Origin of the sequence: Marinomonas communis, assembly GCF_004363305.1 — a bacterium.
In the GTDB taxonomy this organism is placed as follows: Bacteria; Pseudomonadota; Gammaproteobacteria; order Pseudomonadales; family Marinomonadaceae; genus Marinomonas; species Marinomonas communis.
The window spans coordinates 267,231-289,419 of the sequence record NZ_SNZA01000004.1 but is presented as its reverse complement, the minus strand read 5'-3'; the positions used below and the strand labels follow the sequence as shown (position 1 = coordinate 289,419).

General features: G+C 47.2%; 21 protein-coding genes. 5 read left to right on the top strand and 16 right to left on the bottom strand.

Annotation, left to right across the window (positions count from 1 at the left end):
* Positions 1-20: 20 nt before the first annotated feature.
* The 5 genes from C8D85_RS12965 to rpsU all read right to left on the bottom strand — a co-directional run bounded on the left by C8D85_RS12965 (position 21) and on the right by rpsU (position 6,435).
* A complete protein-coding gene (locus C8D85_RS12965) occupies positions 21-1,418 on the bottom strand; it encodes a PhoH family protein (RefSeq protein ID WP_133563392.1) in 1,398 nt (465 codons plus the stop codon).
* 220 nt (positions 1,419-1,638) lie between these two features.
* Positions 1,639-3,480, bottom strand: a complete 1,842-nt coding sequence (gene rpoD, locus C8D85_RS12960; protein ID WP_133563390.1) for an RNA polymerase sigma factor RpoD — start codon at positions 3,478-3,480, stop codon at positions 1,639-1,641.
* A 113-nt stretch (positions 3,481-3,593) separates the two neighbouring features.
* On the bottom strand, positions 3,594-5,621 hold the full coding sequence (dnaG, locus tag C8D85_RS12955) for a DNA primase (protein WP_133563388.1): 2,028 nt from the start codon (positions 5,619-5,621) through the stop codon (positions 3,594-3,596).
* Positions 5,622-5,631: 10 nt separating this feature from the next.
* Positions 5,632-6,078, bottom strand: coding sequence for a GatB/YqeY domain-containing protein (locus C8D85_RS12950; RefSeq protein WP_133563386.1), 447 nt, complete (start codon positions 6,076-6,078; stop codon positions 5,632-5,634).
* Between the two features lie 141 nt (positions 6,079-6,219).
* Positions 6,220-6,435 (bottom strand): 30S ribosomal protein S21, encoded by a 216-nt coding sequence (rpsU, locus tag C8D85_RS12945; protein WP_055463821.1) that lies wholly within the window; start codon positions 6,433-6,435, stop codon positions 6,220-6,222.
* Positions 6,436-6,819: 384 nt separating this feature from the next.
* Between rpsU and tsaD the strand changes: the two genes are divergently transcribed.
* Together tsaD and folB are read left to right on the top strand one after the other, a co-directional pair.
* Positions 6,820-7,860, top strand: coding sequence for a tRNA (adenosine(37)-N6)-threonylcarbamoyltransferase complex transferase subunit TsaD (gene tsaD, locus C8D85_RS12940; protein WP_133563384.1), 1,041 nt, complete (start codon positions 6,820-6,822; stop codon positions 7,858-7,860).
* 2 nt (positions 7,861-7,862) lie between these two features.
* Positions 7,863-8,216 carry a dihydroneopterin aldolase gene (gene folB, locus C8D85_RS12935; RefSeq protein WP_133563382.1) on the top strand — a complete coding sequence of 118 codons (354 nt, stop codon included), beginning with the start codon at positions 7,863-7,865 and terminating at the stop codon, positions 8,214-8,216.
* Here the strand turns inward: folB and C8D85_RS18210 are convergent, their stop codons facing one another.
* From C8D85_RS18210 to C8D85_RS12895, 8 genes are read right to left on the bottom strand one after another with little or no spacing between them, the layout of a single operon-like run.
* Positions 8,217-9,302, bottom strand: coding sequence for a tRNA nucleotidyltransferase/poly(A) polymerase-related protein (locus C8D85_RS18210; RefSeq protein ID WP_133563380.1), 1,086 nt, complete (start codon positions 9,300-9,302; stop codon positions 8,217-8,219).
* A complete protein-coding gene (gene glpE, locus C8D85_RS12925; protein WP_133563378.1) occupies positions 9,302-9,622 on the bottom strand; it encodes a thiosulfate sulfurtransferase GlpE in 321 nt (106 codons plus the stop codon). The genes C8D85_RS18210 and glpE overlap by 1 nt, the downstream gene beginning before the upstream one ends.
* 7 nt (positions 9,623-9,629) lie before the next feature.
* Positions 9,630-10,445 carry a symmetrical bis(5'-nucleosyl)-tetraphosphatase gene (locus tag C8D85_RS12920; protein ID WP_133563376.1) on the bottom strand — a complete coding sequence of 272 codons (816 nt, stop codon included), beginning with the start codon at positions 10,443-10,445 and terminating at the stop codon, positions 9,630-9,632.
* A gap of 8 nt (positions 10,446-10,453) precedes the next feature.
* Positions 10,454-10,831, bottom strand: a complete 378-nt coding sequence (gene apaG / locus C8D85_RS12915; protein ID WP_133563374.1) for a Co2+/Mg2+ efflux protein ApaG — start codon at positions 10,829-10,831, stop codon at positions 10,454-10,456.
* 2 nt (positions 10,832-10,833) lie between these two features.
* Positions 10,834-11,628 (bottom strand): 16S rRNA (adenine(1518)-N(6)/adenine(1519)-N(6))-dimethyltransferase RsmA, encoded by a 795-nt coding sequence (gene rsmA / locus C8D85_RS12910; protein ID WP_133563372.1) that lies wholly within the window; start codon positions 11,626-11,628, stop codon positions 10,834-10,836.
* Positions 11,629-12,621, bottom strand: a complete 993-nt coding sequence (gene pdxA / locus C8D85_RS12905) for a 4-hydroxythreonine-4-phosphate dehydrogenase PdxA (RefSeq protein WP_133563370.1) — start codon at positions 12,619-12,621, stop codon at positions 11,629-11,631.
* 15 nt (positions 12,622-12,636) lie between these two features.
* Entirely contained in the window at positions 12,637-13,899 is a 1,263-nt protein-coding gene (locus C8D85_RS12900) for a peptidylprolyl isomerase (RefSeq protein WP_244937014.1), read from the bottom strand.
* The gene (locus C8D85_RS12895; RefSeq protein ID WP_133563368.1) at positions 13,899-16,163 is read right to left on the bottom strand and encodes an LPS-assembly protein LptD; all 2,265 of its coding nucleotides are present in this window, start codon (positions 16,161-16,163) and stop codon (positions 13,899-13,901) included. Before C8D85_RS12895 ends, C8D85_RS12900 begins: the two co-directional genes overlap by 1 nt.
* 127 nt (positions 16,164-16,290) lie before the next feature.
* Between C8D85_RS12895 and djlA the strand changes: the two genes are divergently transcribed.
* The gene (gene djlA, locus C8D85_RS12890) at positions 16,291-17,079 is read left to right on the top strand and encodes a co-chaperone DjlA (protein WP_133563366.1); all 789 of its coding nucleotides are present in this window, start codon (positions 16,291-16,293) and stop codon (positions 17,077-17,079) included.
* A gap of 58 nt (positions 17,080-17,137) precedes the next feature.
* Here the strand turns inward: djlA and C8D85_RS12885 are convergent, their stop codons facing one another.
* The gene (locus C8D85_RS12885) at positions 17,138-18,124 is read right to left on the bottom strand and encodes a DUF3530 family protein (RefSeq protein ID WP_133563364.1); all 987 of its coding nucleotides are present in this window, start codon (positions 18,122-18,124) and stop codon (positions 17,138-17,140) included.
* Positions 18,125-18,198: 74 nt separating this feature from the next.
* On the opposite strand from C8D85_RS12885, the gene rpe reads away from it, so the two are divergent.
* Both rpe and C8D85_RS12875 read left to right on the top strand, forming a co-directional pair.
* On the top strand, positions 18,199-18,873 hold the full coding sequence (gene rpe, locus C8D85_RS12880; RefSeq protein ID WP_133563362.1) for a ribulose-phosphate 3-epimerase: 675 nt from the start codon (positions 18,199-18,201) through the stop codon (positions 18,871-18,873).
* Positions 18,870-19,550 carry a phosphoglycolate phosphatase gene (locus C8D85_RS12875; protein ID WP_133563360.1) on the top strand — a complete coding sequence of 227 codons (681 nt, stop codon included), beginning with the start codon at positions 18,870-18,872 and terminating at the stop codon, positions 19,548-19,550. The genes rpe and C8D85_RS12875 overlap by 4 nt, the downstream gene beginning before the upstream one ends.
* A gap of 179 nt (positions 19,551-19,729) precedes the next feature.
* On the opposite strand, the gene C8D85_RS12870 is transcribed toward C8D85_RS12875, so the two are convergent.
* The gene (locus C8D85_RS12870; RefSeq protein WP_133563358.1) at positions 19,730-21,232 is read right to left on the bottom strand and encodes a CoA-acylating methylmalonate-semialdehyde dehydrogenase; all 1,503 of its coding nucleotides are present in this window, start codon (positions 21,230-21,232) and stop codon (positions 19,730-19,732) included.
* 52 nt (positions 21,233-21,284) lie between these two features.
* Positions 21,285-22,184 (bottom strand): myo-inosose-2 dehydratase, encoded by a 900-nt coding sequence (iolE, locus tag C8D85_RS12865; protein WP_133563356.1) that lies wholly within the window; start codon positions 22,182-22,184, stop codon positions 21,285-21,287.
* Positions 22,185-22,189: the final 5 nt, after the last annotated feature.

Below are 22,189 nucleotides of genomic sequence, written 5' to 3'. Positions count from 1 at the left end.
TTGATGATCCCAATGAGAGTTTATAAATTCTCTTCGGCAAATTCTGCCAAACGGCTTCGTTCGATGCCATTCACATGCATGATACTGGTGTATTTAAAGGCCTTACAACGTTCTACCAAATAGGTTAAACCTGAGGTAAGTGGGGTGATGTATTTATTATCAATTTGGGCAAGGTTGCCCAAAACGATGATTTTTGAGTTCGCTCCCACACGAGTGACGATGGATTTCAACTGAAACTGCGTTAGGCCTTGAGCCTCATCGACAATGATTAACGCGTTATTGAATGAACGGCCACGCATAAAGTTTAGGGATTTGAACTGGATGTTGGCTTTTTGTTTGACGTAGTCAATGCTGCTGACGGCGTGCTCATCGCTTCCGTGCAGAATTTCAAGGTTATCGTCAAAAGCTGCCAGCCAAGGAGCCATTTTCTCTTCCTCGGTTCCGGGTAAGAAACCAATGTCTTCGGCTAAAGGCGGTGTAGAGCGCGCGACGATAATTTTATTAAAGCGTTTTTCTTCCATGGTCACATGAAGACCATAAGCAAGCGCTAACAGTGTCTTACCAGAGCCTGCCGGCCCCGTCATAATCATCATGTCACTGTTGTCGTGACGCAGAAGATAAAACGCCATGGCTTGTTCTAGATTACGAGGAGTGATGCCCCAGAAAGATTGGTGCATTAAGCTTGAGCGATTAATATCGAGTAAGTACACGTGGTTGTCATCAATATTCACTACAAAGCCACTGAACTCATCGTCGTCTATCACGAACATATTTAAATAAAGCTCTTCTGGAAGCTCTGCTTTGGAAATCTTATGGACCGTATGAACGCCGTGGGTTTCTGTAGAGACATTGGAAATATTATCCCAGAAGTGTCCTTCAACACTGACGTAACCTTTGTTCAGTAGGTCAACGTCGTCTAGCACTTTGTCTTTGCGATAATCTTCTACGCGCTCTAAGCCTGAACCTTTGGCTTTAATACGCATGTTGATGTCTTTGGTCACAAGGCAGGCGCTGGCTCTTGGGTTGGTGGCTTGAAGACTTAGTGCAACGTTAATAATGCGATTGTCGTTGGCGTGATTATGATTGCCATTTAAGAAGGGGACATTGTCCAGTTGCGTGATTTGTTGGTCTGGATAAATGGCCAGAGTGCCATTGCCTTTACTGATTTGTTCGCAATCTGGGGAATGAATTGGAACGCCATTTTGCAATTCTTTTGGGCTGGCATCCCCGACGATTTTATCAATGATGTTGATGGCTAGGCGTGCTTCTCGGCTGACGTCTTTATCTCTACGATCCTTTATCTCGTCCAACTCTTCGAGCACCGTCATAGGGATGACGACTTTGTGTTCCGCAAAGGCGTAAATGGCCATTGGGTCATGAAGTAAAACGTTGGTATCTAACACATAGATCTTTTCCATAGTACTTCTCTCCTCTATATAGAGATAAAAATCCATTCACTGTGTACTTATATTCTTATCAGGAAGTGCCTCCGTTTCATTTGAGAGTATTTTGAGTGTATGACAAAAATGCGACAAGCGCTAAGTAGCACAACAAATTTATACAAAGTGATGGCCAATAAAAAAGCCCCAATCGCAATAACGATTGGGGCTTTTAATATGCTTTTGCGAGAGTAAAAAATTACTCGTCTAGGAAGCTACGTAGATGCTCAGAGCGGCTTGGGTGGCGCAGTTTGCGCAGAGCCTTAGCCTCGATCTGACGAATACGCTCACGAGTTACGTCGAACTGCTTACCCACTTCTTCAAGAGTGTGGTCAGTGTTCATGTCGATACCGAAACGCATGCGCAGTACTTTTGCTTCACGAGCGGTTAGACCTGCAAGAACCATAGTCGTTGATTCTTTTAGACCTTCGATAGTTGCGGTGTCACTTGGTGATACTGCGCCATCGTCCTCGATGAAATCACCTAGGTGCGAATCTTCATCATCGCCGATTGGTGTTTCCATAGAGATCGGCTCTTTAGCGATCTTCAGTACTTTACGGATCTTGTCTTCTGGCATGTCCATACGCACAGCCAACTCTTCTGGCGTCGCTTCACGGCCCATTTCCTGAAGCATTTGACGAGAGATACGGTTCAACTTGTTGATCGTTTCAATCATATGCACAGGAATACGAATGGTACGTGCTTGGTCAGCAATCGAACGCGTGATGGCCTGACGGATCCACCAAGTTGCGTAGGTCGAGAACTTGTAACCACGACGGTATTCGAACTTATCTACTGCTTTCATCAGACCGATGTTACCTTCTTGGATCAAGTCCAAGAACTGTAGACCACGGTTGGTGTATTTCTTAGCGATCGAGATAACCAGACGTAAGTTTGCTTCAACCATTTCTTTCTTAGCACGACGAGCACGTGTCTCACCGATAGAAATACGACGGTTGATTTCTTTCAATTCAGCCACTGATAAGCCAGTGTCTTTTTCGATGCCGCGTAGTTTACGCTGGCAACGCATAAATTCTGCTTCGTTTTCACGAAGGCCATCAGCGTATGATGCACCTGAATCAATGCACTCTTGAATCCAGTTAGGGTTCGTTTCATTGTTAGGGAAACGCTTCAAGAATTCTGTACGAGGCATCATTGCTTTGCGCACACAAAGTTGCATGATCAAACGCTCTTGCTCACGCAGTTTGTCCATGCGAGAACGGATACGATCGATTAGATCATCAAACAGTTTTGGTGCTAGCTTGATCGGTGCAAACATGATGCTTAGCTCTTCTTGCTTAGCCGCCACTTCTGGCGTACCGCGCTCATGTTGCTCAAGCAGAACTAGAAGTTCTTTGTACACACGACGGATTTCACCAAAACGTAATGCAGTTTCCTCTGGATCTGGACCGCTTTCTGTTTCGCTTTCATCGTCATCGCTGTCGTCATCGCCGTCAGAGTCGTCATCGCTGTCTTCTTCGACTTCTTCTTCAACGCTTTCTTCAAGCTCTTCGAAAACTGGCTCTTCACCATCGCCATCGATAAAGCCACTGAAGATATCGCTCAAGCGACCTTCTTCTTCCAGTGTTCTGTCGTAAGTGTCGAGTAGTAAATCTACCGCACCAGGGAAGTACGACAATGCCGCCATCACTTCACGAGTACCTTCTTCGATACGCTTCGCGATAGCGATCTCTCCAGCGCGAGTAAGCAGTTCAACGGTACCCATTTCACGCATGTACATTCGTACAGGGTCGGTGGTGCGGGTCACATCACCTTCTACTGCGGCTAGTGCCGCGGCTGCTTCTTCTGCAGCATCATCATCTGTTGAATCACCTTCTTCCATCAGAAGGCTTTCTTTATCAGGCGCGTATTCAGAAACCACGATGCCCATGTCATTAATCATGGCAATGATTTCTTCAACCTGCTCTGGGTCAGAAAGGTCATCAGGTAGGTGGTCATTAACTTCGGCAAAAGTTAAATAACCTTGTTCTTTACCTTTGGCGATCAGCTCTTTAAGACGTGACTGTTGAGTGTCTGGCATTCGACAACCTATCGTTTAGAAATTCGTTTGGGAGATTAGCAAGCCGCGTATTATAACAAAAAACTTGGATTTTATCCAGATATTCTCTCGACAATTGGGCAATAATTAGTCAATCATTTTGATTTCTTTCTGCGCAACTGTTCCATTAAAGCACGGAGTTCTTGCTGTGTTTCAGGATTGTTTATGGCGTCATTACCACGGCTTTTCAACCGTTGGATACTAGAATTTAATCCTAAGGCTTCAGATTGCAGTGTAATCCAGTCCTCAACTTCCTGTTTTGCGTTGACGATTTTTTGTTTCGTCGTGGCGTCAGGATGATTTAATAGGGCGTAGACAGTATCAAGTAAGGCCTGATTTTTCTCTTGAACAAGGAAGTGGCCAGTATTGTGACTTGGGTGCTTAGAGAAATAACGCCAAACACGACTAAAAGCTTGGCGATCAGGTGTTTCACCTGACAACAGTGGGTCTGGGACATCCACTTCTTGAGCAATGGCTGGATGCATCAGTAGACATAAAGTGGCATGAGCAATCCGTCCTAATTTAGGCTGCATAGAGAGTGGGGCAAAGGTTTCTTGGTCTTGCCACTTACCCTTTCCTTTCCATTGGCCTTGTCCCTTCTTGCCCTTAAAGCCTTTGTTGTTAAAGCCTGGCTTTTTGGTCTGTGCTGTTTGAGTAGGCACCATTTGACCATCGTCAGGGTAGGGCTGGTAGCCCGCATCATCGTAGCCATGTGGTGCATAGCCATCGTCCATTTGATCATAGCCATAATCATCGTAATGATTGTTGTCAGAGGCTTGCGGGGCGTATTGGCTTGGCTGTGAATGGTCGTATTGTTTTGTTGCTGGGGCCGCTGCAGCTAATGTGTCTGAGCTCAGACCTGACTGCTCTGATAACTGCTTGATTAATAATGAACGTAAGGTTGCTTCCGCTGGAATGCTTTGAATAAGTGACATTGCATTCTGGGTAAACTGTGCTTCGCCTTCTTCATCGGCCAAAGTCACCAAAGAACGTGCGTGCTCAAACAACACGTGCGCTAGGGAAGAGGAATCTTCTAATAGATTCTGGAAGCCTTCGGCGCCTTCTTTACGAACCAGTGAGTCTGGGTCTTCTCCTTCCGGTAAGAATAAGAAGCGCACCTGCTTACCATTCTGGATAACTGGAAGCGTCGCTTCTAATCCGCGGATGGCGGCCGCGCGACCGGCTTTGTCGCCATCAAAACAGAGTGTGACTTTATCGACCAGTTTGAACAGTTTTTTGAAGTGTTGGCTGTTTACCGAAGTGCCAAGAGTCGCCACGGCATTGGTGATACCGTACTGTGCCAGTACGATAACATCCATGTAGCCTTCCACAACGATGATATGGTCTAGCGTTGTGGTATTTTGCTTGGCTTCATAAAGACCATAGAGCTCAAGGTTTTTATGGAAAACAGGGGTTTCTGGTGAGTTTAAATACTTTGGCTTCTCATCACCAAAAGCTCGCCCACCAAAGGCGATGACGCGACCGCGAGTGTCCCGAATCGGGAACATGATGCGATCACGAAAACGATCGTAGTAATGTCCTGCCTGTTCTTTCTTTTCGATCAGCATACCGCCTTGCAGTAGCTGCTCTTGTTGCTCGGCACGTGTGCCCAGCTTTTTCAGTAAATTGTCCCAGCCTGGTGGCGCAAAACCAAGGCCGTAAACTTTAGCAATTTGCCCTGTTAAGCCGCGTTCATTGGCTAGGTAATGGCGTGCTTTGTCTTTGTGTGGGCTTTGGGTGAGTTGCTCTTGGAAGTAGGTCGCGCACTCACTTAAACGCTTGAGTAATTCACTGTTTTGCTCATAACGGTCTGGAACGCCTTGTTCACGTGGTACTTCCATACCCGCGTCTTTGGCCAGTACTTCAATCGCTTCAACGAAATCTAGATGGTCGTGCTCCATGACAAAGGAGATGGCATTGCCACCCGCACCACAACCAAAGCAGTAGTAAAACTGCTTATTTGGATTAAGGCTAAAAGAAGGGGATTTTTCGTTATGAAACGGACAAAGAGCGGAGTAGTTTTGGCCGGTCTTTTTTAAGGTGATACGAGACGCAACCACATCTGTGATGTCGGTGCGAGCCAATAGCTCATCAATGAATTGATCCGGTATGCGTCCCGCCATGGTCTTGGTATTAACCTAGTAGCGCTTTAACTTGTTTGCTAACAACTGACATGTCACCACGGCCTTGAACCTGTGGTTTAACAATTGCCATTACAGCTCCCATTTGCTGCATGCTGGTGGCGCCTGTTTCAGCAATGGCTGCTTTGACGATGTCGGTTACTTCTTCCTCGGTAAGTTGTTGCGGTAAGAATTCTGCAATAACGTCCATCTCTTTCTTTTCGATTTCCGCTAGATCTTCACGGCCACCGTCAGTGAACTGTTGGAAAGAGTCTTTACGCTGTTTAACCATCTTATCCAGAATTGCCAATACGCGATCATCTTCCACTTCGATACGTTCATCAACTTCTACACGTTTGATTTCAGCTTGGATAGAACGAATGATGGTAACGCGCTCTTTTTCTTTGGCACGCATAGATGTTTTAAGAGTATCGGAGATCAATTTTTTCAATTCTGACATGGTTGTCTTCCTCAGGAATGGGCAATCGTGTTATTGAAACAAAAAAAATCGGCTAGTTATAGAACTAGCCGATTTCTTATCGTAAAGCTTTTCAACTCTACTGCAATCGGTATTGCTTAAAATTAAGCAATGAACAATTGCTTAGTACAGGCGTTGGAATTTCTTCTGTTCGCGAGATACTTTCTTAGCGTGACGCTTAACAGCTGCAGCTGCTGCGCGCTTACGTAGAGTAGTTGGTTTTTCGTAGCACTCACGGCGACGAACTTCAGCTAGGATACCTGCTTTTTCGCAAGAACGCTTGAAGCGACGTAGTGCAATGTCAAATGGTTCGTTATCTTTAACTTTAACTGCTGGCATATCTATTTACCTATAAAAAATTTAGTCGTTTGTATACACAAAACGGCGCGAATCATACCGATTTTTCAACATAAAATAAAATGGTACGAGCCGTAATGTGCGGCTTTCACAGTGTGTGTACCCAAATGTTGTACAAAAATTTTCTTTGGGTGCCCCTAAACTTAGTGATCCCTAGCTCTGATTATAGAGTCTTAATAGGGAGAGGGACGGGAAAAAATCACCTGCCTTTTAATTAAACGATCAAATCGGGCGGCATTGTACAGTAATTGCCCTGCCATTGTCTAATGCTTTCCTTACTTGCTTTGTTATCTACAGCAATACTCTCTACGTTGTCTACGCAGTTTGAGGTACAATGACTGCATTAGCGAACAGCGTAGGAATACCATGAAAGTTTTAGGCTTAGAGACGTCTTGTGACGAGACCGGTATCGCCATTTACGATACTGATAAAGGTCTTCTGACCCATAAGATCTACACTCAAATTGCACAGCATGCGGAGTACGGCGGTGTCGTGCCGGAATTAGCTTCACGTGATCACGTGCGCAAAACCTTACCTTTGATCGATGAAGTGTTGGCGGACGCTAACCTGAAAAAGTCTGATCTGGACGCAGTGGCTTACACCTCTGGTCCTGGCTTGGTAGGGGCGCTGATGGCGGGGGCGACTATCGGTCGTTCTATGGCATATTCCTTAGGCATTCCGGCTCTAGGTGTTCACCACATGGAAGGCCACTTGCTGGCGCCGATGCTGGAAGAAAAACAGCCTAAAATGCCATTTATTGCCTTGTTGGTGTCGGGTGGTCATACGCAATTAGTGCGCGTTGATTCGATTGGCCAATACAAGCTCTTAGGTCAGTCTTTAGACGATGCGGCTGGTGAAGCATTCGATAAAGCCGCGAAGATGATTGGCTTGCCCTATCCGGGCGGCCCTTACATTGCGAAGCTGGCTCAGACTGGTAATCCGGATGCAGGGATTAAGTTTCCGCGCCCGATGACAGACCGTCCAGGTTTGGATTTTAGCTTTAGTGGCTTAAAAACAGCCTTTCTAACCGCTGTGCACGATGCTTTGGATCGTGATGGTTTCAATGATCAATTCCAAGCAGACATCGCTTTGGCATTTGAGCAAGCCATCGTTGATACCTTAGTGATTAAGTGTCGTCGAGCACTTGAGCAAGAAGGTCTGACGCAACTGATTATTGCTGGTGGCGTAAGCGCGAATAAGCGATTACAAAGTCAGTTGGAAACTCAATTGGCGAAAATTAACTCAAGTGTTTTTTATGCCCGTCCTGAGTTTTGTACTGATAACGGTGCCATGATTGCTTATGCCGGCGCTCAGCGATTATTGGCAGGGCAGAGCTCCCCATTGAATTTATCGATTCGCGCTCGCTGGCCATTGTCAGATTTGCCTGATATTACTGAGGAAGTTTAATCATGCAAGACATTGTATTTATTGAAGGTCTACACACCAAGGCGGTTATCGGTGTGTACGATTGGGAAAAGGTAATCTGGCAAGATTTGGTATTTGACGTGGAGATGGAGCACGACAATCGTGTGCCCGCCGCCAATGACGATATTAACAAGACATTGGATTATGAAGCGATTTCAAATGCCATCACTGGCTTTTGTAAAGAGCACCAATTTGAGTTGATTGAAACGTTAGCTGAACGCTTGTGTGCGCTCCTGATTGATCGATTCGGTCTTACCTCAATCACTATGACATTGCGCAAACCTGGCGCGGTGCCTGCTGCCCGCGCCGTTGGTGTAAAGATTCGCCGTAGCGCCTAGTTAGACTTTTAACAGGAGCGGATTGTTAAGCTTTGCAATGGCTTCAATCCGTGCTTGTTTTAATGCTTGTCCCAATTCTGCCCCAGAAAATCCCTGCTTCATTAAAGTTTGTGCATTAACTTTCGCGATGCTGGCGCGAAGGGCTAGCCAATGTTTTGCTTCCGTTTCGGTCAAATGGGCCAAAATGCTGATGAGTTTTTCAAATGGCTGGGGCTTCTTGATCGCTGCAACACTGCTTAACCAAGCTTCCCAAGTCACGCTATCCAATGGCAATGTATTGGTTTCAATAAACAATCGGCTTTGTTCGCTGAACCAGCTGAATTGGTTAGGTGCTCGTAAATAGGCGTTAAGCTCGGTCAGCGCTGCGACAGGTGTCTCAGCGGTGATTAAGCTCCAGCGAGCATGCTTGTCCCATTGTTTTGCAAGTTGCTTTGTATGGTATGCCAGTTTAGGGAACAGGTGCTCAAGTGCACCGACTTCTTGCAAAACGTCAAAATATACTTGGGCATGGTCGCTTTGTAGGGCATTTTCGGTTTCACGCCAAACACGCTCAGGTGTCAAACTGTTGAGCTCACCTGATTCTGCGATGGCTGCCATCAGAGCTTTTGTTTCCGGTGCAATGTGAAAGCCAAAACTCGCGAAGCGCGCCATAAATCGTGCCACGCGCAGTACTCGAAGCGGGTCTTCAATGAAGGCATCCGATACATGACGTAGCACCCGTTTTTCAAGATCTTGTCGGCCATGAAAAGGATCAATTAAGACACCATCATCTGTTTTGGCAATGGCGTTGATGGTTAGATCCCGGCGCTCGAGGTCTTCTTCTAGGCGAATATCAGGGGCAAAGTCGCACACAAAACCTGTGTAGCCAATACCTTGCTTACGCTCTTTGCGAGCCAGAGCGTATTCTTCTTTGGTTTTAGGGTGAAGAAAGACTGGAAACTGCTTACCAACTTGTTGGAAACCTTGCTGCAACATATGGTCTGGGGTGGTGCCCGTCACAACCCAGTCTTTGTCTTTCACTGGTAGGCCAAGTAACTCGTCTCGAACTGCGCCACCAACGAGGTAGACCGTTGCTTTTGGCAGCATTAACCTTGCTCGCACTGCTCAGGGAACATGGCGCTCCATTGGCTAAAGCCGCCATTTAATGAGTAAACTTCTTCGAAGCCTTGGCTGGCTAAGAATTCCGCTGCGCCTTTGCTACTGTTGCCATGGTAGCAGCAGACAATCACAGCTTGGCTTTTATTGCTTTCTTCAATAAACGCTTGAACGTTATCGTTGTTCAGGTTGATAGCAGTGTTCATATGGCTGGTTTGAAAACTCACCGCATCGCGGATGTCGACGACGATGGCATTGTTTTCTAGTAGGGGAAGGGCATCATTGATATCGATACAAGAATAGGTGCTCATGGTTCTCTCAATTAATGTTACAAGGAGTGCTGAAACGCTGGTTATCATCCAGTCGTAAAGCTGTCAGGGCTCCACCCCAAACGCAACCAGTATCCAATGCATGGACATTAGGCGTTTGAGTTATGCCTTCTAATGCTGCCCAGTGACCGAATACGACACGTGTGTCTTGTGGTAGTCGGTTAGGGAAGGTGAACCAGGGCTGGTACCCTTGACGGGCGCTCTCCGGCCCTTCTTTGGATTTTAGATCTAGCTTGCTGTCAGCACGACAAAAACGCATACGGGTCAGGTAGTTGGTGATGGCTCTTAAGCGATCCATACCGTTAAGTGACTCTGACCATGTATCCGGTTTATTACCATACATGACCTGAAGAAATTCCTCCAGTTGCTCTGAACGCAATACGGTTTCAACCTCATGGCTGTAGCGAAGAACGTCTTCTATATCCCAGCATGGCGGAACCCCAGCATGGGTCATCAGCACATTAAAATCAGGATCATAGTGAGCCAGAGGCTGCTGCCTTAGCCACGTCATCAGTTCGTCACGATCGCTGGCTTGCAGGATGTTCATTAAGGTATCACCACGCTTTAACGTAGCAAAACCATGGGCAACGGCTAACAAATGTAGATCGTGATTACCCAGCACAACTTTGCTTTTCTCCCCTAGAGAGCTAACAAAGCGCAACGTTTGTAGACACTCTTTGCCGCGATTTATTAAGTCGCCTGCAAACCAAAGAGTATCGTTCTGATCGTCATACTGGATTTGTTCAAGGAGTTTCAGGAGGGGAGTAAAACAACCCTGCAAGTCTCCGATGACGTAAGTTGCCATATTTCGCCTTAGTGAACTTTATTGGGTACCGCTAACGTGAACGGTGGGATCGGTGCATCAAATTCGCTACCGTCCTCACTTTGAAAACGGTAGCTACCATGCATTACACCTACTACCGTATCAATAACTGTGCCACTCGTGTAATCATAGGATTCGCCAGGCGCTAACAGAGGGTATTCACCGATTACGCCGGCACCTTTGACCTCTTGAACCTTCTCATCACCATTGGTGATAATCCAATGGCGTGATAAAAGTTTAGCGCTCTCAGTACCACAGTTGGTCATGGTAATGTGGTAGGCAAATACATAGCGGTCATCTTCAGGCACGGATTGCTCTGATAAGTATTCCGTACGGACTGTGACGATAATGTCTTGCTCAGGCAGCATGATTAGCCTCTTTTGCTCACAAGGTTGGCAATACGGACGAAGTCGTCTACATCCAAACGTTCTGGGCGTAAGCTTGGATCGATGTCTAAGGCTGCAAACTCCTCGTCATTGAGGACCCCTTTGTAGTTGTTGCGAAGCGTTTTACGGCGCTGTTGGAAGCCAATTCGTACCATGTCTTCAAGCATTTTTAGGTCTTGAGCGACACAAGGTAGCGTTTTATGAGGCACCATACGAACGATTGCCGAATCTACTTTTGGTGGCGGGTCAAAAGACTCAGGTCCAACAATAAACAGAGACTCTACGCGACAATAGTACTGCGCCATCACACTTAAACGACCGTATAGGTTGTCACCTGGGCGTGCCGCAAGGCGGTCGACCACTTCTTTTTGCAACATAAAATGCATGTCATCGATTTGCTCGGCAAAACTGAGTAAGTGGAAGATCAGTGGCGTTGAAATGTTGTACGGTAGGTTACCCACTACGCGAATGTTGCCGTCCTGCGCCAGACTGGAAAAGTCGAATTTCATGGCATCGGCTTCATGCACATTTAGGTCTGGGTAACGGAATAAATTGACGCGCAAAATAGGGATCAAATCGCGGTCTAGTTCCACCACATCCATGCGTTTCGTAGCACTGATGATACCTTCCGTCAGTGCACCTTTACCTGGGCCGATTTCAACAACGCGCTGGCCCTCTTTAGGTGCAATACAAGCGACGATACGGCGGATAATGCCGACATCATGAAGGAAGTTTTGGCCAAAGCGCTTACGGGCTTTATGGGGATGTGATTTACTCATTTAATGTCTTTTTTGGGCGTTAGTTGCCATGGTAATGGCGTTTTCAATGGCAACCTTCAAGCTGCCATCACTTGCTTGTCCGGTTCCCGCAAGATCGAGAGCCGTTCCGTGATCAACGGAAGTTCGGATAATCGGTAGGCCAAGGGTGATGTTCACCGCATTGCCAAATCCTGAGTACTTTAACACAGGTAAGCCTTGATCGTGATACATGGCCAGCACACAGTCTGCTTGTTCAAGGTACTTGTTCTGGAACAAGGTGTCAGCAGGCAGTGGGCCGATCAAATTCATTCCCTCTTCGCGTAGCTCGTTGAGCGTTGGAGTGATGATCTCTATCTCTTCACGGCCAAGGTGGCCGTCTTCACCAGCATGAGGGTTTAAACCACATACCAAGATACGTGGTTGGTCGCAGCCGAAACGTGTTTTTAAATCCTGATGCAAAGCACGTGTAACGGTTCTAATAGTATCAGGCGTGATGGCTGCTGGAATGTCTTTTAGGGGAAGGTGAGTCGTCACCAATGCAACACGCATAGCTTGACTGGCAAGCATCATTACGACTTGCGGGCTGTCACAAAGGTCTTGGAAAAACTCGGTGTGTCCCGAAAAGTGTACTCCTGTTTCGCACAACACACCTTTGTGTACAGGCGGTGTTACCACTGCATCAAAGTCGCCATCTAGGCAACCTTGACCAGTGATTCGTAACGTCTCTAGTACATAAGGAGCGTTTGCTACATCGAGCTTGCCGCATTCCACGTTTGAGCCCAGCAAGGTTGGCAGAATTTGCACTTGCCCAGCTTGATGATCAGTGATCTGAGTGAGATCGCTGCAAACTTTAATCTCCAACTCTAAGCCAAGCTGTTGTGCTCGTTGCCGAAAGAGCTCTGGATCTCCGACGACGACCAATTGCGCAGCAAAGTTGTCTTGCAACGCGCTCAGAATAATATCTGGGCCAATACCAGCCGGTTCGCCAGATGTGATGGCAATGCGAGGGCTCACGTAATACTCCTAAATTTAGTCGTCTTTACGGTCGATGAAGGCATCGGCACGTAGTTCAGATAACCATGTGTCCAAGACGAAATCTTGTTTTTGCGCCATGATGGCACGCTCAGCATTACGACGTTTCACTTTATCACTGATGTCGTTTTGACGACGGCCATCCACTTCTAGAATATGCCAGCCGAACTGAGAGCGGAAAGGTGCGCTAATATCGCCAACTTCCGTTTTATTCATCATGTCCTCAAACTCAGGCACCATGGTTCCTGGTGTGACCCAGCCAAGGTCACCACCTTGCAAGGTAGAGCCTTGATCTTCGCTGTATTGTTTTGCAATGTCAGCAAAGTCAGCACCTTGCTCAAGGCGTTGATAAAGCTGCTCAGCTAAAGCACGAGTTTGCTCATCATCGCGGATTTCATTTGGACGCAGTAGCAAATGGCTAACCTTGGTTTCTTGCTGGTATGCCACGTCTTGTGAGCGTTTATCAACTACCCAAAGTAGGTGGAAGCCAGCATTACTTTGTAGCGGTCCTACTAGGCCATCCTGAGTTTGTTTATTGATCGCTTGAGTGAATAGTCGTGGTAGCTCATTTGCTTTACGCCACCCTAAATCACCACCTTGGATCGCGAACTGACCTTCTGACTGAGCAATCGCTTGATCGATAAAGTCTTTTTCAGTGTAGATTTTGCTCGCAATGTCTTCGATCTTAGTACGAGCTTGTGCGACATCGCTGGCTCTAATCACAATGTGACGTAAGCGGAATTCAGCTTGGTTTTGACCACTACTTTGTTGATTCTGTAAGAAGTCATCGATTTCTTGCTCAGTGACTGTAATACGCGACTGTACAACCTGCTGACGAGCTTTGCTGATAAGCAGCTCGTTCTCAATTTGTTGACGGTAACGACCATAGTCAACGCCTTGGTTTGCTAGGATGCTTCGTAATCCAGCTAGGTCAGTATTGAAGTTGCCGGCAACCGTCAAGATTGCTTTATCTACTTCTTGGGTGCTAGCACGAATGCCTTGCTTACGCGCATAGTTCACTTGTAATGCTTCTTCGACTAACTGGTTTACAATCTGACGGTGAACGCTGTCAGTCAGCACGCCGCCAGGTACGCGGTCTTTTACCACTTGGAAGCGGGCGGTGACATCACTGTCTAGAATAGGGCGTGAATCAACTACTGCCGCTAGACCGTCAATTTTTACAGGCTCTGCCGAAACAGGTGCTACAGACCATGCTGCAGACGTCACTAACAGTGAACAAATAAGCTTTTTATACATCATTAATATCCGACCTTGCCTTGGTTCCAATAGTCATCAGCAATGGTAGTTAGATCAGAATTCGTCTGATCTACGCCGCTGAGACTGCGTAAAATAAATTGTATGAATACTCCTTCGTCAAAAATACCATCATCATCGCGCCAGCGTTGATAACTGAAGGAGGTTTTTATACAGCAGTTTTCATAGCCTAATCCTGCTACTTGAGCGGTGTGTTCTCGCTCGACCCAGTCGTAGGATTGTTGATGGAAGAAATGCCAATTATCGTTAATCGGGATAATGGCACCGAAACCAGACTGTTTGGTCATGTCGGTCTCATCTTCATCGTATAGATATGAAAAACTAAGATTGAAAACAATGCCACTGTCTGGCTTGTATTTCAGTGCGGTTTGCGCAAGATCTACACGATTGTCATCAAAATCATAGTTTAAGTGGTTGGCTAACGTAAAACGGTCACCATTGTAAGTGGCACTAGAAAGTACGGCGCTGTGGCTGCTGTCATCCACAACTGAGCCAGTATCTCCCTCTAGGCCAACTTTACGATCTGCCAAGTAGAACACCTGGCCACCTTGTAGAGTCCAGCGATTAACATTGTTGCTATCGTAGAAGCGGCTCTCAAGACCGAGTGCAATTTGCTCGGTATCACCGATGCGGTCGTTACCACTGAAGCGACGATGAGAAAAAGCTTGAGCGTAGGTCATGTCCATCTCATTTGCATCGAAGTCAGGGATGTCTGACTGATCTTGATAAGGCGCATTAAGGTATTGCACCCTTGGCTCCAATGTTTGACGCCACTGATTTTCCAACGAACGATCAAATACCACACTGGTATCTAGGTAATAGGTTAGATGATTTACTTCGGCATCACTGTCTTGACGACTATCGTAGTCGTGCAGTGAATAGTTGCGGTATTGATGCAGCATACCTGCAGTGATGTCACCCCAAGCATTACCGAATTGCACGTTAAAGTCTTGGTTCAGGGCCAAACGCTGTCCATCTTCACCGGTTTCATCTGGCTCGTAGAAGTCAGTGAATTCTACATCAGGTTGATAGCTATAACGCGTATCCGCATAACGATAGGAAGCACTTACCCGAGGCATCCATTCTAAAGGTTGATCAACGGTTGGGTCAGGGGTTTGATAGCGTCGAACTTGTACGTTGGAACTAAAGTTCCCCAAATCGTAGCGAGCATAGGTGCTGCGCTCGTAGTTATCTTTTTCTTGAATCGAGGTATTGTTAACTTCTGGCTCACGGTTTTCCGTAGGGTTATCTTCAAGGTTAACGCCAACATTTAGATTCTCAGTCAGCTGCTGGTTGCTGCGTAATGCCCGTAAGGTGCCTTCATCGCCATTTTCATCGTAGAACGTTGATTGTTCGAAGACAGTTGTACCATATTGGCTTAGGTGTCGAATTTCGATATCTAGGCCTTGGCCGTACTGATCTTTATCTGCCTCATCCGATCCAGCGACAGGGATGACCAAATTTGGGGTCACGGTAGCATCGTAATCTGGAGCTAGGTTCAGGTAGTAAGGCGTTGAGAGGGTTATGCTTTTGCCGCTAAAGCCAAAACTTGGAAATAAGAAACCGGATTGACGACGATCGTCTAGCGGGAAACGCAACCACGGGAAATAAAATACCGGGATATCACGAACACGAATCTGCACATGCTTGGCAGTACCAAAGCCACTATCAGGGTTCAATTCAATGCTGGAACCGTAAAGAGTCCAGCTGTCTTGCCCTGGCTCACAGGTCGTGTAAAAGCCTTCTTTAATAAAAATGAGACCGTCTTTTGAACGAGCGATTTCACTGGCTTCACCACGAATGCGGCTGTCGTGCGCAAGGAACTTGGCATTTTCAAACTGAGCACTTTGATTGCCTTTGGCTGTACTCATATAGGCGCTGTCGCTGCGAATCAGCTGACCGCTAGCTCGAAGGGAAACATCCCCTGTTGCTTGGTAATACTCATTTTGCACACCTTCAATTAGATCTGCATTCAGTTCCGAGAGAGGCTGTCGAAGGGTTGCAGCCCCTTCCATATACAAAGTGCCTTGCTCATCGCGATAAATCATGTCTGCTAGCAAATGGGTGTTTTCATCATCTATTGCTTGCCAGCCGTCGATGTAAGCACCGCGACAGTATTGACTTAACGTCGCTTGCTGAGAAGGGCTAAGCGATTCTTTTGGTACCCAGTCCCATTCATTTGCCTCAGCCATAGGCAAGATGAAAAGACTTTGAAATAATAGCGCGTAAGAGCGTAAATGCTTTGGCATGCGGAGTATACTAAATCTCTATTACGTGCTAGCGCGAACATAGGCGCGGCACATGTCGGTCCATATTGGCGACAAATAATAATCTATGCGGCCCCTAAGGGGCTACCGATTCTGGAGAAATATCTTTATGTGGAAATGGGTTGGGGCGATCGTTGGTTTGTTGTTCGCGGGCTTTTTTGGATTAGTCGGCGGTTTTTTCGTAGGTTTGTTGATCGATCGAGCCAAAGGAAATCAAATGGGCGGGCGCAGAACTGGAGCGTCTTTATTCGAACAACAGCAAGTATTTTTCCAAACACTGTTCCAACTTATGGGGCGTTTGGCAAAGTCTGACGGGCAAGTTTCTAAAGAAGAGATTGAGCTAGCTAAAGCTGTGATGCAGCGTCTACGTCTATCACCCGATGCGCAGCGTCAAGCTCAAGAACTGTTTAATCAAGGTAAAGCGCCAGACTTTAATGTTGATGCTGCGTTACAACGTTTTAGCCGTGTTGTGGGCGCTGGCATGTTGCGCCGTTCATTGCTTGAAGTATTGCTGTTATCGGCTTATGCAGATGGCTATTTATCGCTTGAAGAGAAATCTTTGCTGGGACAGATCTGTGCTCAACTAGGCATGTCCGAGGCAGAGTACAACAGTATTCATGAGCAAATTAAGCGTCAGGCACACTTCCATCAAGGTTATCAGCAACAAGCATCTGGACAATCTTCTCCCGATCTTTTGAAGGCGGCTTATGAAGTCCTTGAAGTCAATGAGAGTATGAGCGATGCGGAAATTAAGAAAGCGTATCGTCGCCTGATGAGCCAGAACCATCCTGATAAACTGAGCTCGCAAGGTCTACCAGAAGAAATGATTGAACTTGCAAAAGAGCGTACGCAAGAAATTCAGTCGGCTTATGAAATGATTAAGAAATCCCGTAAGTAAGACTGCCTAAGTCAGCATGGGTAAAAGAAAATGGGGAGCCAATCGGCTCCCCATTTTTTTAGTCCAAAGGGCTTTCATAGAAAAGAGATTTTTCGAATTCAGGTAAGGTTTTGCGCTGATTGGACTGGAGGGTGTTTTGCTTTAAAAAGCCCCACACCCGTTGTGTCAGACGCTTGTTACCTGTGGGATCAAAGCGGGCATCGGGCAGTGCATCAATTTGTATATAAGGGGCTCTTTGATTGCCGCGCTTATTAGCTGCGGCCAGTCGTTGGCGTGCAAAACGCGCATCGACATTGGTTCGATCAAAATAATAGTCCAACGTCGGAAGCCTTAAGCGTTCAATGTTTTGGGCCAACTGGAAACCGCTGAGGGCTGTGGTGCTTCTAGGTTCAATTAAAACAAGTGCCTGACTAGTGGTGCCTCGCTCGGCAGCGTAGCGCAGCGCATAGGCGGCACCACTGCGGTAGCCTAAATAAGCCACTTGGTTATAGCCCTTTTCTTGAGTTAAAGCTATGGCGGCATCGATGCGTGCGAACACTTGCGCCTCATTCGGTAGTTCAGCTGATGTCGATGCGTCTGCATTGGCAATGCTCTCATCAGTGTCACTGGTCCCCTCGCTAGTTGTTTGGGCGACTTGTACGGGGGTGGCTCGACCACCCATATCTGGTATTTCAATGGCTAATGTACACCAGCTATGTCGTGGTAACGTTTCGCGAAGGGGGGACACCACTTGTGGCCAATCAGGGTGGCCATGATCCCCATGTAATAGGATTAAGCAACCTTGGGGATCTGCTGTTTCCGCTTCGCGAAATAACCCAAGGAAAGACTCACCATCCGCTTCTAAGGTTTCTATCTCATGGGCATGGTTAGTACTTAGGCGCTCAATCAACCCCGCAATTCTCGTTTGCTGCGGCGTTGGCATTACCCGCGGTACATCGCTTTGCGTGACGGCGGGAGCGGTGCTACTGGTTTCCTCTTCACCTTCTGCCCAAACGTTCTGCAACGTCAGTATGAGCAAACAAGTGGTTAGCGTTATTTTCTTCATTGAATCCAATACTTATGCAATGGGCCTTGTTAGAATATTGCGCAAACAACATTCTGTCACTGCCGGAGACAAATATGAAAGACTTTCTTATTGCACCGTCTATTTTAGCGGCTGATTTTGCGCGCTTAGGAGAAGAAGTAGACAACGTACTGGAAGCCGGAGCGGACATCGTTCACTTTGATGTTATGGACAACCATTATGTTCCAAACCTAACCATTGGGCCGATGGTGTGTCAGGCGCTGCGTAAACATGGTGTGACAGCGGACATTGATGTTCATTTAATGGTGAAACCCGTTGATCGTTTGATTGGTGACTTCATTGAAGCGGGCGCCAGCTACATTACTTTCCACCCACAAGGTAGCGAACACATTGATCGTTCATTACAGATGATCCGTGATGGTGGCTGTAAATCTGGCCTTGTGTTTAACCCAGCGACGCCTCTGGATGATCTGAAATATGTCATGGATAAGGTCGATATGATTCTACTGATGTCTGTGAACCCTGGTTTCGGTGGCCAGAAGTTTATTCCTGGCACGCTTGATAAACTTCGCGAAGCGCGTCGCCTGATCGATGAAAGCGGTTACGATATTCGTCTGGAAGTCGATGGCGGTGTGAGCGAGAAAAATATTGCCGAGTGTGCAGCAGCCGGTGCCGATACTTTCGTGGCAGGGTCTGCGATTTTCGGTAAACCAGACTACAAAGCGGTGATCGATCAGATGCGTGCTGAGCTCGCTGGTGTGAAGCGATGAAAACGCCGAAACACTTAAAGCGCTTATTCGAAGGTTGGCCTGAGTTAGTTTGCTTTGACCTGGATGGCACGTTAGTGGATAGCGTGCCTGATATCGCAGCAGCGATGGATAAAAGCCTAGTTGCTATGGGCGCTTCTCCAGCAGGTGAGGAGCGTGTTCGAGGCTGGGTAGGTTATGGCTCTGCCAAGCTTGTGCAACAAGCTATGGAGTGGGCTAACCTGCCAGCAGAGCGTATTGAAGAAGGCTATAAGTTGTTTTTAAAAGAGTACTTTGACAACTTAGCTGGTAGCTCAACGCTGTATGCCAATGTGGAATCTATCCTAAAAGCGTTTAAATATCAGAAAGTGCCTGTGGCCTTGATTACGAATAAGCCGAGCCTGTTTATCAAGCCCTTGTTGGATCATTTTGGCATTTCGACTTACTTTAGTTGGATGTTAGGCGGTGACTCATTGGCAGAGAAAAAACCGTCGCCATTGCCGCTATTGCATTGTATGGAAGACATCGAAGCGGCTCCTGAGAAGTGCTTGATGGTAGGGGATTCACTGGCGGACTACCGTGCGGCGAAAGCGGCGGGTTTCAAATGCGCCTTAGTCACTTACGGTTACAACCACGGTGTCGACCTCAAAGAACTAGAAGCCGACGTGCTGATCGACGATCTTGCTGAATTGCTAATGTAAGATAACAGGTCTTAGCGCTGGGATAAAAAAGCCCACCGGGGGCGGTGGGCAAGAGTCGCTAACCAGCAGAGAGTGACGGTTAACTAGCGTGCGACGGAGCATCTCGGCCAGAGATCAGGTTACTTGATAGTGCTTCACAGAAATTGTGCAGCACTCGCAATGAGTGCTGCTAGTGGGTATTACTTCATGGTTGGCATTGAGAATTCAGCGCCAGCGCGAAGACCTGTTGGCCAGCGAGCTGTCACGGTTTTCATGCGAGTGTAGAAGCGTACGCCGTCTGGTCCATGCATGTGCAGTGGGCCAAACAGTGAGCGCTTCCAACCACCGAAGCTGTGGAATGCCATGGGTACAGGGATTGGCACGTTAACACCGACCATGCCCACTTGGATTTCTTCACAGAATTGACGTGCTGTATCGCCATCACGGGTGAAGATAGAGGTACCATTGCCGTATTCGTGGGAGTTGATCATTTCAACCGCTTCCGCGTAGCTGTTAGCGCGTACCACACATAGCACAGGGCCGAAGATTTCTTCTTCGTAAATGCGCATGCCTTTTTTCACGTTATCGAATAACGTTGGGCCTACGAAGTAGCCGTTCTCATGGCCTGGGTAGATAAAGTCACGGCCATCACGCACGATGGTGGCGCCTTCTTCAATACCCACACCGATGTAGTCTTTGATTTTTGCGCAATGCTCTTTCGAAATCACAGGGCCCATGTGTGCTTCTTCTGGCAGACCAAGGCCTGGGCCAACGCGCATATTATCGATTTCTTGGCTTAGGCTGCTGATCAAGTTGTCTGCTACTTCGTCACCAACACACACCGCAACTGAAATGGCCATACAACGCTCACCAGCAGAACCGTAAGCAGCACCCATTAGTGAGCCAACGACTTGAGATGGATCGGCATCAGGCATAACGATCATATGGTTTTTCGCACCGCCTAAAGCTTGAACACGTTTGCCATGAGCTGATGCCGTTGCGTAGATATATTCTGCGATTGGGGTCGAGCCGACAAAGCTCACTGCTTGTACACGTTCGTCAGTTAATAGAACGTCGACAGATTCTTTATCACCGTTAACCACGTTGAATACGCCATCAGGAAGACCTGCTTCAGTAAGTAGCTCAGCCAAACGTAGTGGCACAGAAGGGTCTTTTTCAGAAGGCTTCATAACAAATGTGTTTCCGCATGCGATGGCAACAGGGAACATCCACATTGGTACCATGGCAGGGAAGTTAAACGGAGCGATACCGGCACAAACGCCAAGTGGTTGCATCAAAGACATACTGTCTACACCACGACCAACGTTTAGGCTGTGCTCGCCTTTTTGAAGGTGAGGAATGCCACAAGCAAACTCAACCACTTCAAGGCCACGAGTTAGCTCACCTTTCGCATCAGAGAACACCTTACCGTGCTCTTTAGTGATCATTTCAGCAATTTCATCTGCGTGTTGCTCAAGCAGTGCTTTGTATTTAAAAAGAACACGGGCACGGTTAAGTGGCGTAACTTTACGCCAAGTTTCAAAGGCAGTTTGTGCCACTGCAATCGCGTCACGAGTTTCGTCTGCACTGGAAAGGGCAACGTTTAAGCTCTGTTCGCCAGTTGCTGGGTTGTAAACAGGGCCAACACGGCCGCTTTGGCTAGCCACATGCTGGCCATTGATAAAGTTTCCTAACGTATTCATTGCATTACCTTTTTGTTGTTGTCGCCTGACTCGACAGGCGACCTTCACGAAATTAGTCGATTAGATCTAAGCCAGCTTCTTCACAGTATCGTTTTAAGCCTTCGGCGCCTTTGGTGGCGTAAGTCAGAGGGTGTGCAACCGCAGGGTCTTGTTCCGCTTCCACCACTAACCAGCCAGAGTAATTGCTTGCTTTCAACTGTTTAAACAAACGGCCGTAATCGATAAAACCATCACTTGGTACCGTGAACGCGCCGTTCAGCATGGCACGTAAGAATGGAAGGTCGCGGTTTAGCGCATCCGCTAAAATCTCTTTGCGCATGTCTTTACAATGCACATGAACGATACGATCAGCATGGCGCTCTTGAACTGCGTACGGATCACCTCCGGCAAAGGTCATATGGCCGGTATCTAATAGCAGACCTACCGATGGGCCGGTGTATTTCATTAGCAGCGCAACTTCTTCTTCGGTTTGAATCACTGTACCCATATGGTGGTGGTAGGCGATTTGAACTCCTTCAGAAAGAGTAAAATCAGCTACCAGTGTAAGCTTCTTACCTAGGTCTGCGATTTGCGCTTCGGTTAAGCGTGGGCGATGTGATAGTGGAGTATCGATCTGCCCATGGATGCAATCTGTGATTTCACAGTACACCATGGCTTTTGCGCCAAGTGTTTTTAGTAGGTGTAAATGAGGTTTGATGGCCTCAATTTCCTCTTCGACACTGCGCGAAAGTAGCTCACCACTGAACCAGCCAGAGACTAGATCTAGACCATGGCTTTTCAGGATTGGACCAAGCACTTCTGGATCACGTGGGAATTTTTGACCCAATTCAAAACCACTAAATCCTGCTTGTTTGCCTTCTGTTAGGCAGGTTTCGAGTGACGTGTCTGCCCCTAAAGTAGGTAGGTCGTCATTGGTCCATGTAAGTGGGTTAATACCGATACGAACGCTCATTGTTA